Here is a 15281-nt window from a genome sequence, read left to right on the forward strand (position 1 = left end):
CACGGGCCGCCCGGAAGGCGCGAGACACAACACCACTCAGCCACAACCCAGTTGGGGCGCACCCGAACCCGGGCGCGCCCCAACGACGTCCGCGCGAGGACCGATCGGCACCAGAGCCGACCGAGCCTACGGAAAGACGGAAAGACCGGGCGTCAGCCCAGCGGCACCCCGTTCACGGGCAGCCCGTGCGTCGGCAGCCCCTGGATCGGCAGCCCGCCCAGCAGCCCGGCCACCGGCCCGGTCGGCCCCTCGGCGAGCAGCTGCCCGACGGCGGGCTGGGCGGCGCGGAGGCCCTCGCCCAGCGCGTCCTTGCCGGTCTCGAGCGTGCCGTTCCCGCCGGGCAGCGAGTTGCCGAGGTTCTCGGTCGGGAGCGCCGCGGTGACGGTGTCGAGCGCCGAGGAGGCGTCCGGCATGGCCGGCGCCGCGTTCGCGGCACCGGTGCCCGCGGCGGCGAAGGCGGCACCGAGGGCGGCGACACCGAGGGTCTTGGCAGCAGACTGCTTCATGTTGAATGCGTCCTTGAATGCGTGACGGGGATGTGAGCGGTCCACGACCGTAAACACGCGAACGCTCGGCCCGCAAACATCGAAAAGCGGCCGGGTCAACCCCTCCCGGCCGCTTTCCCGATTTTCGGAAAACCCTTATTCTCCCACAGAACCGCTGGTGGAGAAGTTTTGCTGGAACAGCCATTCGGACTTCAGCTCGGCATAACCGGGCTTGATCACGTCACTGATCATGGCCAGTCGTTCATCGAAAGGAATGAATGCTGACTTCATAGCATTGACTGAGAACCACTGCATGTCGTCGAGTGAATAACCGAACGCTTCGACAAGGTGCTCGAATTCCCGGCTCATGCTGGTCCCGGACATCAGCCGGTTGTCCGTGTTGACGGTCGCGCGGAAGTGCAGCCGCCGCAGCAGCCCGATGGGGTGGGCGGCGTACGAGTCCGCGGCGCCGGTCTGCAGGTTGGAGCTGGGGCACAGCTCCAGCGGGATGCGCTTGTCGCGCACGTACGAGGCGAGGCGCCCCAACTGCACGGAGCCGTCCTCGCGGACCTCGATGTCGTCGATGATCCGCACACCGTGCCCGAGCCGGTCGGCACCGCACCACTGGAGGGCCTGCCAGATCGAGGGCAGCCCGAAGGCCTCGCCGGCGTGGATGGTGAAGTGGTTGTTCTCGCGCTTGAGGTACTCGAAGGCGTCGAGGTGCCGGGTGGGCGGGAACCCGGCCTCGGCACCGGCGATGTCGAAGCCGACGACGCCCAGATCGCGGTAGCGGTTGGCGAGTTCGGCGATCTCCAGCGCGCGGGCCGCGTGCCGCATGGCGGTCAGGAGGGCACCGACCCGGATCCGGTGCCCGTTCTCCCGGGCCCGCTTCTCGCCTTCGCGGAAGCCCTCGTTGACGGCCTCGACGACCTCTTCGAGGGTGAGCCCGCCCTCCAGGTGCTGCTCGGGCGCGTACCGGACCTCGGCGTAGACGACGCCGTCCTCGGCGAGGTCCTCGGCGCACTCGGCGGCGACACGGACGAGCGCCTCGCGGGTCTGCATGACGGCGCAGGTGTGGGCGAAGGTCTCCAGGTACCGCTCCAGGGAGCCGGAGTCGGCCGCCTCGCGGAACCAGACGCCGAGCTTGTCGGGATCGGACTCGGGGAGACCGTCGTAGCCGTTCGCGCGGGCCAGGTCGACGATCGTGCCGGGGCGCAGGCCCCCGTCGAGGTGGTCGTGCAGCAGGACCTTGGGCGCCCGGCGGATCTGCTCCGAGCTCGGGGTGTTCGGGTGCTGGCTCGTCATTTCCGCACTCTAACGCCTACGCGCGTAGATCTCTCGGCACGCCGATCCGCCGATACCCAAAGGTGACCCCCAGGACGGATGGCGTACACCAATGCTTCTGACACTGTTCTGTCATGGCACAGCAAGCGACGCCGGTTCGCAGGGCCCGGCTGGGAAGGGCGCTCGGGCCCGAGCCGACGGCGGTGAGCGGAGTGGTGCTGCTGCTCCCGGGCGGCGACGAGACCTCCGACCGCAGACCGTCACCCCTGGTGGCGGCGGCTTCGGTACGAGCGCTGGGGCGCCGCCTCACGCAGGCGGGCCGCACCGAGGGTCTGGCGACCCACGTGGTGCACTACCGCTACCGCGGGTGGAACGGCGCGGAGGCGCACCTGGCCCACGACGCGTCGTGGGCCGCCGACGAGGTGGTACGGCGCTACGGGGACGTGCCCGTGTGCCTCGCCGGAGTGGACATGGGGGCCCGGGCGGCGCTGCGGGCGGCCGGGCACTCGGCCGTCAACTCGGTGCTGGCGCTCGCCCCCTGGCTGCCCGAGGAGGACGTGGCGGCGCCGCCCGAACCGGTGAAGCACCTGGCGGGCCGGCGGGTGCTGATCGTGCACGGCACGAACGACCAGCGCACGGACCCGGAGTTGTCGTTCCGGCTCGCGGCGCGCGCGAAGAAGGCGAACCGCGACATCTGCCGCTTCGAGGTCCACTCGGACGGGCATCACCTGCACCAGCACCGGGCCGAAGTGCACGCGCTGGCCGAGGACTTCGTGATGGGGGCGCTGTTCGCGCGGGGCTTCTCGCGGCCGGTGCAGGACGCGTTCGCCGCGCCGCCGCCGCTGGGCCTGCGGATGCCGCTGGCAGCCGGCTTCGGCCGCTCCCTACGCCGCTAGCCCCTGCCCGCACCTCGAAGGCGCCCGCACCACCCGCCCACCGACCCGACGACCTGCACCGCAGCCCCGACGCGCCCCGCTCCCCCGACCGACGCCCCGCGCCGCCCGCCCGGCCCCGCACCGCACCCTCGCCGGTGCGCCGGCCACCTGTCTCCCGACCCGACGGCCCACGAGCCGAACCGCTCATCCCCTCTGACCCGACGCCCCACGAGCCGAACCGCCCGTCCCCCGACCCGACGCCCCACCAGCCGACCCGCCCGTCCCCCGACCCGACTCCCCACAAACCGACCCGCGCCCACCCACCGCAGCCCCGGCCCTCACCACAACCCCACCCCGCCACTCAGTCCGGCAACAGCCGTCCCCGCCTGGAGAGCAGGAACTTCTTGAAGGCCGCCACCGGTGGGGTGTCCGGGTGGCCGTCGAGCCAGGCGACGCCGATCTCGCGGGCCGCGCGCGGGGCGGTGACGGTCAGTTCGGCAACTCCCGGACGGGGCACGGCCGGTGGCGGCAGCAGGGCGACGCCGAGCCCCGCGGCGACGAGCCCGCGCAGCGTCTCCGCCTCCTCGCCCTCGAAGGCGATCCGCGGCCGGAATCCCGCCTGTTGGCAGAGGTCGTCGGTGATCCGGCGCAGCCCGTAGCCGGGTTCGAGGGTCACGAAGGTCTCGTCGGCCGCCTCGGCGAGCCGGACGCGCCGCCGCGCGGCCAGCGGATGGTCGGCCGGCACCACGAGCCGCAGCTTCTGCTCGTCGAGCCGGCGGCCCACCAGGTCGGGCGCGTCCGGCACCGGCGAGGTCAGGCACAGGTCCAGCTCGCCCGAGCGCAGCCGTTCGATCATCGCCTCGCCGTAGTTCTGGACGAGACTGAAGCGGACGCGCGGATGGTCGGCGCGGAAGGCGCGGATGAGCGCGGGCACCGTCTCCGAGCCCATGGTGTGCAGGAACCCGAAGGCGACCTTGCCGGTGGCGGGGTCGGCGTCGGCCCGCACCTCCTCGGCGGCGCGCTCGATCTCCGCGAGCGCCCGCTCGACGGACCCGAGGAACGTACGGCCGGCCGGAGTGAGCGCGACCGTCCGGCCGCGGCGGGCGAACAGCTCGACCCCGAGGTCCTGTTCCAGGCGCACCATCGCCCGGGACAGGGTGGACTGCGGGACCTGCATCTCCTGCGCGGCGCGCGTGACGTGCTCGGTGCGGGCGACCCCGGCGAAGTACGCGAGCCGTGGGGCGAGCACCGCCACGATGTCTTCTGTGTCACTGGACGGTGACAGGTGAGCCTCTGACCTCTGCTGATGCGCCATGGGAACGATTATGGGGTTTCCGTGCATTGGACGGATGAATCACGGCTGCCTACGTTCGAGGCATGCCTTCCGCCAGTACCGGGGCGTCCACCACCGTGGACGCCGTACCGTCCGTCCCCGCTCCCGACGCACCCGCCCCGCACGCGCCTCACGCGCCCGATGCGCCCGACGCGCGCATGGCCCCCGGCGGCCCCGGCTACCGCCGGATGAGCCTCGCCCTCTTCCTCGCCGGTGTCGCGACGTTCGCGCTCCTCTACTCGACGCAGGCGCTCCTGCCCCTCGTATCCGGCGACTTCGGCGTCAGCGCGAGCGAGGCGAGCTGGACGGTGTCGGCGGCGACCGGCGCGCTGGCGCTGTTCGTCCTGCCGATGAGCGCGCTGTCGGAGCGGTTCGGGCGGCGGACGATGATGACGGCGTCGCTGGCGATCGCCGTGTCCGTCGGCCTGCTGGTCCCCTTCGCCCCCTCGCTCGGCGCCCTGGTCGCGCTGCGGGCGGTGCAGGGCGCGGCGCTGGCGGGGCTGCCCGCGTCGGCGACGGCGTATCTGGCCGAGGAGGTCCGGCCGAAGGCGCTGATCACGGCGATCGGCCTGTTCGTGGCGGGCAACAGCGTCGGCGGGATGAGCGGCCGGGTCATCACCGGCTGGGTCGCGCAGGAGTGGGGCTGGCGGGTCGCCGTCGGGGTGATCGGCGTGCTCGCGGTGGCCTGCGCGGTCGCCTTCCGGCTGCTGCTCCCGGCGCCGCGGCACTTCACCCCGGGGTCGCTGCGGCCCCGCGTCCTGGCGCGCACGGTCCGCGACCACCTGGCGAACCCGCTGCTGTGCCGGCTGTACGCGATCGGCGCGCTGTTCATGACGGTGTTCGGCGCGGTCTACACGGTGATCGGCTACCGCCTCACCGAGGCGCCGTTCTCGCTGCCCCAGGGCATCGTCGGCTCGGTCTTCCTGGTCTACCTGGTCGGTACGGTGTCCGCCTCGACGGCGGGCGGGCTGGTCGCCCGGCTGGGCCGGCGCGGCTCGCTGTACCTGGCGGGCGGCACGACGGCGGCCGGGCTGCTGCTGTCCCTGGCCGGGTCCCTGCCGCTGGTCCTGCTCGGCCTGGTCCTGATCACCGCGGGCTTCTTCGCGGGCCACGCGGTGGCGTCCTCCGCGGTGAGCCACACGGCCACGCGCGGCCGGGCCCAGGCGTCGGCGCTGTACCAGTCCGCCTACTACGTGGGTTCCAGCGCGGGCAGCACGCTCGGCGCGGTCGCCTTCCACGCGGGCGGCTGGGCCGGGACGGTGGGCCTGGGGCTGCTGGCGGTGCTCGGCGTCGTGTCGGTGACGGTGTTCGGCTCACACGCGGCGCGGGTCTCGTCCCGCCGCGGGCCCGCCCTGGCCCGCTGAGTCCAGGTCCCCGGATCGCGGCTCGCGGGACCCGAGGAGTGCGCCGCTCGGCCTGTTTCCGGGCTCCGAGGAGCGCGCCCGCCGGGCCCTGCCTTTGCCCGGGACGGCGGGGGCGCGGGAACGGCGTTCTTCACACCCCCTCCCACCTGGGACTTCGCCCTTCCGGGGGCCATTGTCAGTGGGCTGCGGTAGCTTCCGAAGTGCTGGCGCGAAGGTGCGACGGACAGAGCCACAGGGGTGGGTTGGCGATGAGTGACGGTACGGCGACGGCGGACCTGGACGTCCGGCTGGAGAAGCACAGGACCGAGCTGACCGGGTACTGCTACCGCATGCTCGGCTCCTCCTTCGAGGCCGAGGACGCGGTGCAGGACACGATGGTCCGCGCCTGGCGCAGCTACGACAAGTTCGAGGGCCGCTCCTCGATGCGCTCATGGCTCTACCGGATCGCCACGAACGTCTGCCTGGACATGCTGAGCGCGGGGAACCGAAGGGCTCGCCCCATGGATCTGACAGGCCCCTCGCCGCTGGACCGCGCGGCCCTGAACCCCCGCCCGGACCACACGTGGCTTGAGCCCATGCCCGACACGCGCGTGCTCCCGGCGGTCGGCGACCCGGCGGAGGCGGCGGTGGCGAAGGAGTCGGTGCGCCTCGCCTTCATGGCCGCGCTCCAGCAACTGCCGCCCAAGCAGCGGGCCGTGCTGATCCTGCGCGAGGTCCTGGCGTGGAAGGCGAGCGAGGTCGCGGAGTTGCTCGGCACCACGGTCGCCTCGGTCAACAGCGCGCTCCAGCGGGCCCGCGCGACGCTTGCCGAGAGCGCGGGCGAGGGCGCCGAGGCCGCCGTCTCCGACCCCCTGGACGAGGAGCAGCAGAAGCTCCTGGAGCGCTACGTCGCCGCGTTCGAGGGGTACGACATGACGGCGCTGACGGCCCTGCTGCACGAAGACGCGATCATGACGATGCCGCCGTTCGACCTGTGGCTGCGCGGCCCGGACGACATCACCGGCTTCATGACGACGCTGGGCGCCGCCTGCGCGGGCTCGCGCCTGGTGCCGGTCGGGGTCAACGGCCTGCCGGGCTTCGCGCACTACAAGCCGGACCCGGAGTCGGACGGCTTCGTGCCGTGGGCGGTGCAGGCGCTGGAGATCTCAAAGGGGCGGATCACCGGGTTCCACTGCTTCCTGGACACCGCCCGCTGGTTCCCGCTCTTCGGGCTCCCCCTCCGCCTCGAAGCGGAGGCCGACCAGACCGAGTAGGGCCCGCAGCGCGGGGTCCGCGTTCCGCAGACGTATCCGCCCGCCGGCGCGGCGGGCGGTGAGTTCCAGTCTGGCCAGCGCGTCGACGGCCGCCAGACCGGGCGGTCCGAGCCCCGCTACGTCGCAGATCACGACCCCGGCCCCGGTCTCCTCCAGCTGTGCGCGTACACGTGCGCAGAGCCGGGGCACCGCGTCACGGGTGACGGGGCCCGGCAGCGCGAGTACGGCGGGTGTCGTGGCGTCCACCTTCAGTAGACCGGAGTGAGGCGCGGAACTCATCGGGGGCGGCGCCGTGCCGTGCCGTGCCCACGACAGGGATCACATTGACCTGGGACCGGCCTTCCCCGGAGGGTTGGTTGTATGCCCCATAGATCAGCTCCCTCCGCCCCGCGCGACGGCCTCTTCGTCCCGGTGGGGGTGCTGTGCGGGGGGTACTGACGGGTTTCGGCGTCATCGCCGCCGTCATCGCGGTCGGCTACGTCATCGGCCGCCGCGGCTATCTGGGGGCGAACGGACGCGAGGTCCTGACCAAGCTCGCCTTCCACGTGGCCTCGCCCGCGCTGCTGTTCACGACGCTCGCCGGGGCCGACCTGTCGGTGGTCTTCTCCAGCCGGCTCCTGGTCACCGCGATGAGCACGGCGGTGGCGGCGGGCGTCTTCATCACGGTGGGTGCCGTACGCCGCTGGGGCGTCGGGCGTACGACCATCGGCGCGCTGTGCTCCAGCTACGTCAACTCCGGCAACCTCGGCATCCCGATCGCGGTGTACGTCCTCGGCGACGCCTCTCTGGTGGCGCCGGTGCTGCTGTTCCAGCTGATCGGGGTGACCCCGGTCGCGCTGACCGTGCTGGACCTGGCCGGCCGGGACGGCAAGGCCCCGCTGTGGCAGCGCCTGCTCACACCGCTGCGCAACCCCGTGGCGGTCGGCTCGCTCGCCGGGGTCGCCGTGTCGGCGAGCGGCCTTCGGGTGCCCGGGCCGGTCCTGGATCCGATCACCCTGATCGGGAACATGTCGGTGCCCGCGGTGCTGCTGGCGTTCGGCATCTCGCTGTGCGGCAGCACCCTGCCCGGCCGCGGCCCGGACCGTCACCCGGTGCTGCTCTCGGTCGCCCTGAAGTCGGCGGGGCAGCCCCTGGCCGCCTGGGCGCTGGCCGCCGGGGTGTTCGGGCTCAAGGGCGCGCCGCTGCTCGACGTGGTCGTCACCTCGGCGCTGCCCGCCGCGCAGAACCTCTTCACCTACGCCTCCCGCTACGGGACCGGCGAGGTGCTCGCGCGGGAGTCGATCCTGCTCTCTACGATCGTGTCCGTGCCGGTGCTGGTGGTGATCGCCGCGCTGCTGGGCTGACCCCCGCCCGGACAGCCGGAAAGGGGCCGGCGCCGAGGCACCGGCCCCCTTTCCGGGACGTACGGGGTCAGGCGATGCGCTCCAGCACGATCGGGGCCGGCGTGAAGTCCGTGCCCGCCGCGGCGATGTCGTACGAGCCCTCGACCGCTTCGAGCGCGTACGCGAAGCGCTCGGGGGTGTCGGTGTGCAGGGTGAGCAGCGGCTGGCCGGCCGTGACGGTGTCGCCCGGCTTGGCGTGCAGCTCGATGCCGGCGGCGGCCTGCACCGGGTCCTCCTTGCGCGCGCGTCCGGCGCCCAGGCGCCAGGCGCCGACGCCGATGTCGTAGGCGTCCAGGCGGGTCAGGACACCGGAGGAGGGAGCCTTGACGACGTGCTGCTCGCGCGAGGTCGGCAGCGGCGCGTCCGGGTCACCGCCCTGCGCGGCGATCATGCGGCGCCAGGCGTCCATGGCGGAGCCGTCGGCGAGCGCCTTCGCCGGGTCGGCGTCCTTGACGCCCGCGGCGTCGAGCATCTCGCGGGCCAGTGCGAGGGTCAGCTCGACGACGTCCGCGGGGCCGCCGCCGGCCAGCACCTCGACGGACTCGCGGACCTCCAGGGCGTTGCCCGCGGTCAGGCCGAGCGGGGTCGACATGTCGGTGAGCAGCGCGACCGTCTTCACGCCGTGGTCGGTGCCGAGGCCCACCATGGTGGAGGCGAGTTCGCGGGCGTCCTCGATGGTCTTCATGAAGGCGCCGGTGCCGACCTTCACGTCCAGGACGAGCGAGCCGGTGCCCTCGGCGATCTTCTTGGACATGATCGAGGAGGCGATCAGCGGGATGGCCTCGACGGTGCCGGTGACGTCGCGCAGGGCGTACAGCTTCTTGTCGGCGGGCGCGAGGCCGTCGCCGGCGGCGCAGATGACCGAGCCGACCTCGTCCAGGACGGAGAGCATCTCCTCGTTGGAGAGCAGCGCCCGCCAGCCGGGGATCGACTCCAGCTTGTCCAGGGTGCCGCCGGTGTGGCCGAGGCCGCGTCCCGACAGCTGCGGGACGGCCGCGCCGCAGGCCGCCACGAGGGGCGCGAGCGGCAGCGTGATCTTGTCGCCGACGCCGCCGGTGGAGTGCTTGTCGGCGGTCGGGCGGGACAGCGAGGAGAAGTCCATGCGCTCGCCCGAGGCGATCATCGCGGCGGTCCAGCGGGCGATCTCGCGGCGGTTCATGCCGTTGAGCAGGATCGCCATGTTGAGGGCGGCCATCTGGTAGTCGGCGACCTCGCCGCGGGTGTACGCGTCGATGACCCAGTCGATCTGCTCGTCGCTGAACTCGCCGCGGTCCCGCTTGGTGCGGATGACGGAGATGGCGTCCATGGCCATGGCTTTCCTTCCGAAGAGCAGCGGCCCCTCCGGACAGTCCGGAGGGGCCGCGGAGAGTTACTTGGTGAGGTGCTCCGGCCCGAAGGCCTGCGGGAGCATCTCGGAGAGCGGCAGGATCCCCGCCGGCGTCTCCAGCAGCAGGTCCGGACCGCCGAACTCGAAGAGCAGCTGCCGGCAGCGCCCGCACGGCACGAGGATCTCGCCGCGGCCGTCGACGCACGTGAAGTGGGTCAGCCGGCCGCCGCCGGTGTTCTGGAGCTCGGAGACCAGACCGCACTCGGCGCACAGCCCGAGACCGTACGAGGCGTTCTCGACGTTGCAGCCGGAGACCGTCCGACCGTCGTCGACGAGGGCCGCGACCCCGACCGGGTAGCCCGAGTAGGGGGCGTACGCCCGGGACATGGCGTCCCGGGCGGTCTCGCGCAGGGCGTCCCAGTCGACCTCGGAACCGCCGCTCCCGGAGCCGGCCCCGGGAGCGCCCTCGGCCGCCGTCACTTGCCCTGCCCCTTGCGGTACGGCAGGCCGTCCGCCTTCGGCATCCGCAGGCGCTGCGCGGACAGGGACAGCACGAGCAGGGTGATCACGTACGGCGTGGCGGACACGACCTGGTTCGGCACCTCGTTGGTGCCGGCGTACCAGGCGAAGACCAGCGCGCCGACGACGAGGGTGATCACGGCCGGGACGTACTTCTTGCGGACCGCGAGCCAGATCGCGCCGATGACCAGCAGGATCGCGCCGAGCAGCAGCAGCGCGTGGACGTTCGCCGAGCCGCCGCGCAGGTTGAGGCTGTCGGTGTAGCCGAACAGGCCCGCGCCGAGGGCGAGTCCGCCCGGCATCCAGTTGCCGAAGATCATCGCCGCGAGGCCGATGTAGCCGCGGCCGCTGGTCTGTCCCTCCAGGTAGAAGGGGTTGGCGACGATCGAGAGGAAGACACCGCCGAGGCCGGCCAGGCCACCGGAGATGATGACGGCGAGGTACTTGTACTTGTAGACGTTCACGCCGAGGGACTCGGCCGCGACCGGGTTCTCACCGCAGGAGCGCAGGCGCAGGCCGAAGGCGGTGCGCCACAGGATCCACCAGGTGGCGGGGATCAGCGCGACGGCGATCAGGGTCAGCCAGGAGACGTTGGTGACCAGGCCGCCGAGCAGGCCCGCGATGTCCGAGAGGAAGAACCAGCCCTTGCCGTTGAGGGTGGTGAGCCAGTCGGAGAGTCCGGGCACCGTGAAGTGGCCGAGGGAATCGACCGGCGGGGACTGCTTGGCCGAACCGCCCTGGACGCCCTCGAAGGCGAGCGGGGAGAGGTAACGGGTGGCGCCGAGCGCGAGGATGTTGATGGCCACACCGGAGACGATGTGGTTGACGTTGAAGGTGATCGTCACGATGGCGTGCAGCAGGCCGCCGATGGCGCCGCCGGCGATGCCGACCAGGACGCCCGTCCAAGGACCCCACTGGTAACCGGCCCAGGCGCCGAACCAGGTGCCGAGGATCATCATGCCTTCGAGGCCGATGTTGACGACGCCCGCGCGCTCGGCCCACAGACCGCCGAGGCCGGCCAGGCCGATCGGGACGGCGAGCTGGAGCGCGGTGGACATCTGGCTGACGTTGGTGATGCCGTCGGCGCCGGTGATGATGCGGACGATCGACGTCAGCGCCAGGCCGCCCGCGATGACGAGCAGGAGAACGGGGAGCGACAGCCGGCGGCCGCCGGGTGCTGCGGGCTGCAGCGAGGGCTGGTTGACAGCGGTTGCGGTGGTCATCGGCCAGCCACCTCCTTCTTGGTGTCGTTGTCAGAGGAGGCGCCGAGGACGTTGCCCGCGGCGATTTCCGCGCCGACCCGGCGCTGCTGGCGGCGCAGGCCCCACTCGCGCACGGCCTCGTACGAGACGACGACCGCGATCACGATCAGGCCCTGCATGATGACCGCGATCTCCTTGTCGTACCCGTGGAAGTCGAGTTCGGGAGAGGCCTTGTCGAGCCAGGCCCACAGCAGGGCCGCGAAGGCGATGCCGGTCGGGCTGTTGCGGCCGAGCAGGGCGATGCCGATGCCGAGGAAGCCGATACCGGTCGGGAAGTTCAGGCTGAAGGTGTGCGTGGAGCCGAGCAGGATCGGCAGGCCGGCGAGGCCCGCCATGCCGCCGGAGACCAGCATGGCGGTGAGCACCATGCGCTTGGGGTCCACTCCGCTGGCCGCGGCGGCGCTCTCCGAGGCGCCCGAGGCGCGCAGGTCGAAGCCGAAGCGGGTGCGGTTGAGGACGACCCAGTAGCCGATGCCGAGCAGAACCGCGAGGACGACCAGGCCGTAGATCTCTCCGGCGTCGCCCATGTCGATGCCGGGCACCCAGCCCGACTCGTGCATCTCGCCGGTGGTGTTGTTGTTGCCGACCTTGACGCCGAAGACGTCGGGCAGCCACATGTAGGCGATGAGCGCGGTGGCGATGGCGTTGAGCATGATCGTCGCGACGACCTCGCTGACGCCCCGGGTGACCTTGAGGACACCGGCGATGCCGGACCAGAAGGCGCCGGTGAGGATCGCGGTGAGGATCAGCAGCGGGACCTGGAGCGCGGCCGGCAGCGCGACGTGCGCGCCGACGATCGCGGCCATCATGGCGGCGAGCTGGTACTGCCCGTCCACACCGATGTTGAACAGGTTCATGCGGAAGCCGATGGCCACCGCCAGCGCCGCGATGTAGTACAGCGAGGCCTGATTGATGATCAGGACCTGGATGTCCGAGAACGTGGCCTGCTCGAACATGAGCGTGTAGGGCTCGAACGGGTTCTTGCCCGAGGCGAGCAGCACGACCGAGGTCAGTGCCACGGCCACGACGAGCGCGATGACCGGTCCGGCCACCGCGAGGAGCACGCGCTCCTTGTCGAACTTCTTCATCAGCGGGCCTCGTCTTCCGGGGCGTCTGCCTGCTCTTCGAGCTGCTCTGCGAGCTCTTCGTTCTCGAGGTGTCCGGAGGCGGCGCCGGTCATGGCCGAGCCGAGCTCCTCCGGGGTGATGGTCGCCGGGTCGGCGTCCGCGACCAGCTTGCCGTTGTAGATCACCCGGAGCGTGTCGGAGAGGCCGATCAGCTCGTCCAGGTCGGCGGAGATCAGCAGGACGGCGAGGCCCTCGCGGCGGGCCGCGCGGATCTGGTCCCAGATCTGGGCCTGCGCGCCGACGTCCACACCGCGGGTGGGGTGGGCGGCGATGAGGAAGCGCGGCTCGTGGCTCATCTCGCGGCCGACGATCAGCTTCTGCTGGTTGCCGCCGGACAGGGAGGCCGCGGTGACGTCGATGCCGGGGGTGCGGACGTCGTACTCCTCGACGATCCGGCGGGTGTCGGCCTGGGCGCCCTTCGGGTCCAGCCAGATGCCCTTGGCGTTGGGCCGTTCGGTGACGTGGCCGAGGATGCGGTTCTCCCAGAGGGGGGCCTCCAGGAGCAGACCGTGCCGGTGGCGGTCCTCGGGGATGTAGCCGATGCCGCTCTCACGGCGCTTGCGCGTGGACCAGGAGGTCACGTCCTCGCCCGCGAAGCGGATGACGCCGGAGTCGGCGCTCTTGAGGCCGATCAGCGCGTCGATCAGCTCGGTCTGGCCGTTGCCCTCGACTCCCGCGATGCCCATCACCTCACCGGCGTGGATGGTGAAGGAGACGTGGTCGAGCACGAGCCGGACGGCGCCGCGCGCCACCTCGTCCATGAGCAGGCTGGCCGATCCCTTGCCCATCGACACCGAGCCCTTGGCGAAGACCGTCAGGTCGTCGACCTCGATGACGGGCCGGTCGGTGACCGTGGACTCCGCGGTCTCCGGGGTCGGCAGCTCGCTGCCGACCATCAGTTCGGCGAGCTGGCGGGGCGTGGTCTCGGACGGGACGGCCGTACCGACGGTCGTGCCGCGGCGGATCACCGTGATGTCGTCGGCGACCGAGAGGACCTCGCCCAGCTTGTGCGAGATGAAGATGACCGACAGGCCCTCGGCCTTGAGCTCGCGCAGGTTGGCGAAGAGGGCGTCGACCTCCTGCGGGACGAGCACCGCGGTGGGCTCGTCCAGGATCAGGATGCGGGCGCCGCGGTAGAGGACCTTGAGGATCTCCACGCGCTGGCGGTCGGCGACCCCGAGCTCCTCGACCAGGACGTCGGGGCGGACTCCGAGGCCGTAGCGCTCGGAGAGCTCCAGGATCTTGCGGCGGGCCCGGCCGCCGATGCCGAACAGCTTCTCGCTGCCCAGCACCACGTTCTCCAGGACCGTGAGGTTGTCGGCCAGCATGAAGTGCTGGTGGACCATGCCGATGCCGCGGGCGATGGCGTCGCCGGGCGACGAGAAGGCGACCTGCGTGCCGTCGACGGCGATGGTGCCCTCGTCCGGCTTCTGCATGCCGTAGAGGATCTTCATCAGCGTCGACTTGCCCGCGCCGTTCTCACCGACGAGGGCGTGGACCGTGCCCTTGCGGACCTTGAGGTGGATGTCGTGGTTGGCCACGACGCCGGGGAAACGCTTGGTGATCCCGGCGAGTTCGACAGCGGTCACCTGACCGTCGCTCACGTCGGCCGGAGGGCTGCTGGACGCGTTGATGGCGCACTCTCCTGAGGGAAAGGGGGTCGTCTACGCGCGTAGCGCCCCTACGGCAACGAAAGGGGCGCCGCGCCGCGAGAACGGGATACGGAGGGCCAGGCTCTCCGTATCCCGTTGAGCGGACGTAACCCCGCGGTTACTGAGCGGCTCCGGGGTCGCGCGGGCGGTGTGGAGCACCCGCCCGCACTCCCCCGGAGCCCCAAAGCTGCTCCTGAGGTCCTGCTCGTCAGCTGGTCTTGACCTTGATCTCGCCGCTGATGATCTTCTCCTTGGCCGCCTCGACGGCATCCTGGACGGCCGTGTCGCTCTTGTACTGCGGGTTGGAGTCGGCGAGGCCCACCTCGCCGGACTTCAGATCGCCCCTGACGATACCGCTCTCGGGCTTGCCGTCCTCGACCGACTTCGCGAGGTTGTACACCGCCTTGGCGACGTCCTTGGTGGCGGAGGTCAGGATGGCGCCCTTGTACTTGGCGAGGGCCTCCTGGCGGTACTGGTCGGAGTCGACGCCGATCGCCCACACCTTGTTGGCGGCGGCGGCCTCGATGACACCCTGACCGGACAGACCGGCGGCCGCGTAGACGACGTCCGCCTTCTTCTCTATCTGGCCCTCGGCGGCAGTCTTGCCCTTGTCGGGGCTGGAGAAGCCGCCCTCGTCCGCCGTCTGGGTGAGGTACTGGGACAGCACCTTGACCTTCGGGTCGGTGTCCTTGACGCCCTGCGCGAAGCCGGCCTGGAACTTGTGGATCAGCGGGATGTCCACGCCGCCCACGAAACCGACCGTGTGCGTGTTGGTGGCCTTGGCGGCGGCGACGCCCGCGAGGTAGGACGCCTCCTGCTCCGAGAAGACCAGGTCCGCGACGTTCTTCGCCTCGATGGTGGAGTCGTCGACGATGCCGAAGGTGGTGTCCGGGTACTTGGCCGCGGCCTCCTTGACGGCCGGCGCGTACGCGTAGCCGATGCCGACGACCGGGTTGTAGCCCTGCTTGGCCAGCGAGACCAGACGCTGGGTCTTGTCCGCGTCCGTCTCACCGTCGGTGGGCTCGAGGTCGGCGGTCTTGTAGCCGAACTCCTTCTTCGCCTTCTCCAGGCCCGCGAACGCCGCGTCGTTGAAGGACTGGTCGCCCTTGCCGCCGACGTCGTAGGCGATGGCGAGGCCCTTGTCGCCCTTCGACTCCGACGAGTCGGAGGTCGAGGTGCCTCCGCACGCGGAGAGGGCGAGGGCGAGAGAGGCGGTCGCAGCGCCTGCGAGCGCGATGCGGGGAACCCGGCGCATGTGTTGTGCTCCTGTCTTACAAGCGCCTGGCGGATCGTCTTCGGCGCTGGCTTCGCCGCAGATTAACGCGCGTAGACCATCTAGAAAACCCCTTCTGTCCACCTTGTTATGCGGCTGTGCCCGACGCCACCTCTTCGCCGTGCGAAGGCTTGCCGACCGCAAA

At 71.5% G+C, this 15281-nt stretch carries 14 protein-coding genes; 4 read left to right on the forward strand and 10 right to left on the reverse strand.

Going from position 1 to position 15281, the window contains the following annotated elements; genetic code table 11:
- Window positions 1-152: 152 nt before the first annotated feature.
- Entirely contained in the window at window positions 153-506 is a 354-nt protein-coding gene (locus tag ACFYQQ_RS11630) for an ATP-binding protein (RefSeq protein WP_356172129.1), read from the reverse strand.
- A 135-nt stretch (window positions 507-641) separates the two neighbouring features.
- Window positions 642-1790 carry an adenosine deaminase gene (locus tag ACFYQQ_RS11635; RefSeq protein WP_356172127.1) on the reverse strand — a complete coding sequence of 383 codons (1149 nt, stop codon included), beginning with the start codon at window positions 1788-1790 and terminating at the stop codon, window positions 642-644.
- Window positions 1791-1903: 113 nt separating this feature from the next.
- Between ACFYQQ_RS11635 and ACFYQQ_RS11640 the strand changes: the two genes are divergently transcribed.
- Window positions 1904-2665: a prolyl oligopeptidase family serine peptidase gene (locus ACFYQQ_RS11640; RefSeq protein WP_356172124.1), complete on the forward strand. Its 762-nt coding sequence runs from the start codon at window positions 1904-1906 to the stop codon at window positions 2663-2665.
- 340 nt (window positions 2666-3005) lie between these two features.
- Here the strand turns inward: ACFYQQ_RS11640 and ACFYQQ_RS11645 are convergent, their stop codons facing one another.
- Entirely contained in the window at window positions 3006-3959 is a 954-nt protein-coding gene (locus ACFYQQ_RS11645; protein ID WP_355785082.1) for a LysR substrate-binding domain-containing protein, read from the reverse strand.
- 62 nt (window positions 3960-4021) lie between these two features.
- Here ACFYQQ_RS11645 and ACFYQQ_RS11650 point away from each other — a divergent pair, with 62 nt between their 5' ends.
- Together ACFYQQ_RS11650 and ACFYQQ_RS11655 are read left to right on the forward strand one after the other, a co-directional pair.
- The gene (locus ACFYQQ_RS11650; protein ID WP_355785079.1) at window positions 4022-5341 is read left to right on the forward strand and encodes an MFS transporter; all 1320 of its coding nucleotides are present in this window, start codon (window positions 4022-4024) and stop codon (window positions 5339-5341) included.
- A gap of 248 nt (window positions 5342-5589) precedes the next feature.
- A complete protein-coding gene (locus ACFYQQ_RS11655; RefSeq protein WP_355785077.1) occupies window positions 5590-6594 on the forward strand; it encodes a sigma-70 family RNA polymerase sigma factor in 1005 nt (334 codons plus the stop codon).
- On the opposite strand, the gene ACFYQQ_RS11660 is transcribed toward ACFYQQ_RS11655, so the two are convergent.
- On the reverse strand, window positions 6487-6873 hold the full coding sequence (locus ACFYQQ_RS11660; protein WP_356172117.1) for an STAS domain-containing protein: 387 nt from the start codon (window positions 6871-6873) through the stop codon (window positions 6487-6489). The genes ACFYQQ_RS11655 and ACFYQQ_RS11660 overlap by 108 nt on opposite strands.
- A gap of 143 nt (window positions 6874-7016) precedes the next feature.
- Here ACFYQQ_RS11660 and ACFYQQ_RS11665 point away from each other — a divergent pair, with 143 nt between their 5' ends.
- Window positions 7017-7937, forward strand: a complete 921-nt coding sequence (locus ACFYQQ_RS11665) for an AEC family transporter (protein WP_355785071.1) — start codon at window positions 7017-7019, stop codon at window positions 7935-7937.
- A 67-nt stretch (window positions 7938-8004) separates the two neighbouring features.
- Here the strand turns inward: ACFYQQ_RS11665 and ACFYQQ_RS11670 are convergent, their stop codons facing one another.
- From ACFYQQ_RS11670 to ACFYQQ_RS11695, 6 genes are all read right to left on the reverse strand, one after another.
- On the reverse strand, window positions 8005-9288 hold the full coding sequence (locus tag ACFYQQ_RS11670) for a thymidine phosphorylase (protein WP_355785068.1): 1284 nt from the start codon (window positions 9286-9288) through the stop codon (window positions 8005-8007).
- 57 nt (window positions 9289-9345) lie between these two features.
- The gene (locus ACFYQQ_RS11675) at window positions 9346-9783 is read right to left on the reverse strand and encodes a cytidine deaminase (RefSeq protein WP_355785065.1); all 438 of its coding nucleotides are present in this window, start codon (window positions 9781-9783) and stop codon (window positions 9346-9348) included.
- Entirely contained in the window at window positions 9780-11045 is a 1266-nt protein-coding gene (locus tag ACFYQQ_RS11680; protein WP_356172111.1) for an ABC transporter permease, read from the reverse strand. The genes ACFYQQ_RS11675 and ACFYQQ_RS11680 overlap by 4 nt, the downstream gene beginning before the upstream one ends.
- Window positions 11042-12172 (reverse strand): ABC transporter permease, encoded by a 1131-nt coding sequence (locus ACFYQQ_RS11685; protein WP_356172108.1) that lies wholly within the window; start codon window positions 12170-12172, stop codon window positions 11042-11044. Before ACFYQQ_RS11685 ends, ACFYQQ_RS11680 begins: the two co-directional genes overlap by 4 nt.
- Window positions 12172-13800, reverse strand: coding sequence for an ABC transporter ATP-binding protein (locus ACFYQQ_RS11690; protein ID WP_355794023.1), 1629 nt, complete (start codon window positions 13798-13800; stop codon window positions 12172-12174). Before ACFYQQ_RS11690 ends, ACFYQQ_RS11685 begins: the two co-directional genes overlap by 1 nt.
- A gap of 271 nt (window positions 13801-14071) precedes the next feature.
- Window positions 14072-15118, reverse strand: a complete 1047-nt coding sequence (locus ACFYQQ_RS11695; RefSeq protein ID WP_355795002.1) for a BMP family ABC transporter substrate-binding protein — start codon at window positions 15116-15118, stop codon at window positions 14072-14074.
- Window positions 15119-15281: the final 163 nt, after the last annotated feature.

It is taken from the genome of Streptomyces sp. NPDC005496 (genome assembly GCF_042872045.1).
Taxonomy (GTDB): domain Bacteria; phylum Actinomycetota; class Actinomycetes; order Streptomycetales; family Streptomycetaceae; genus Streptomyces.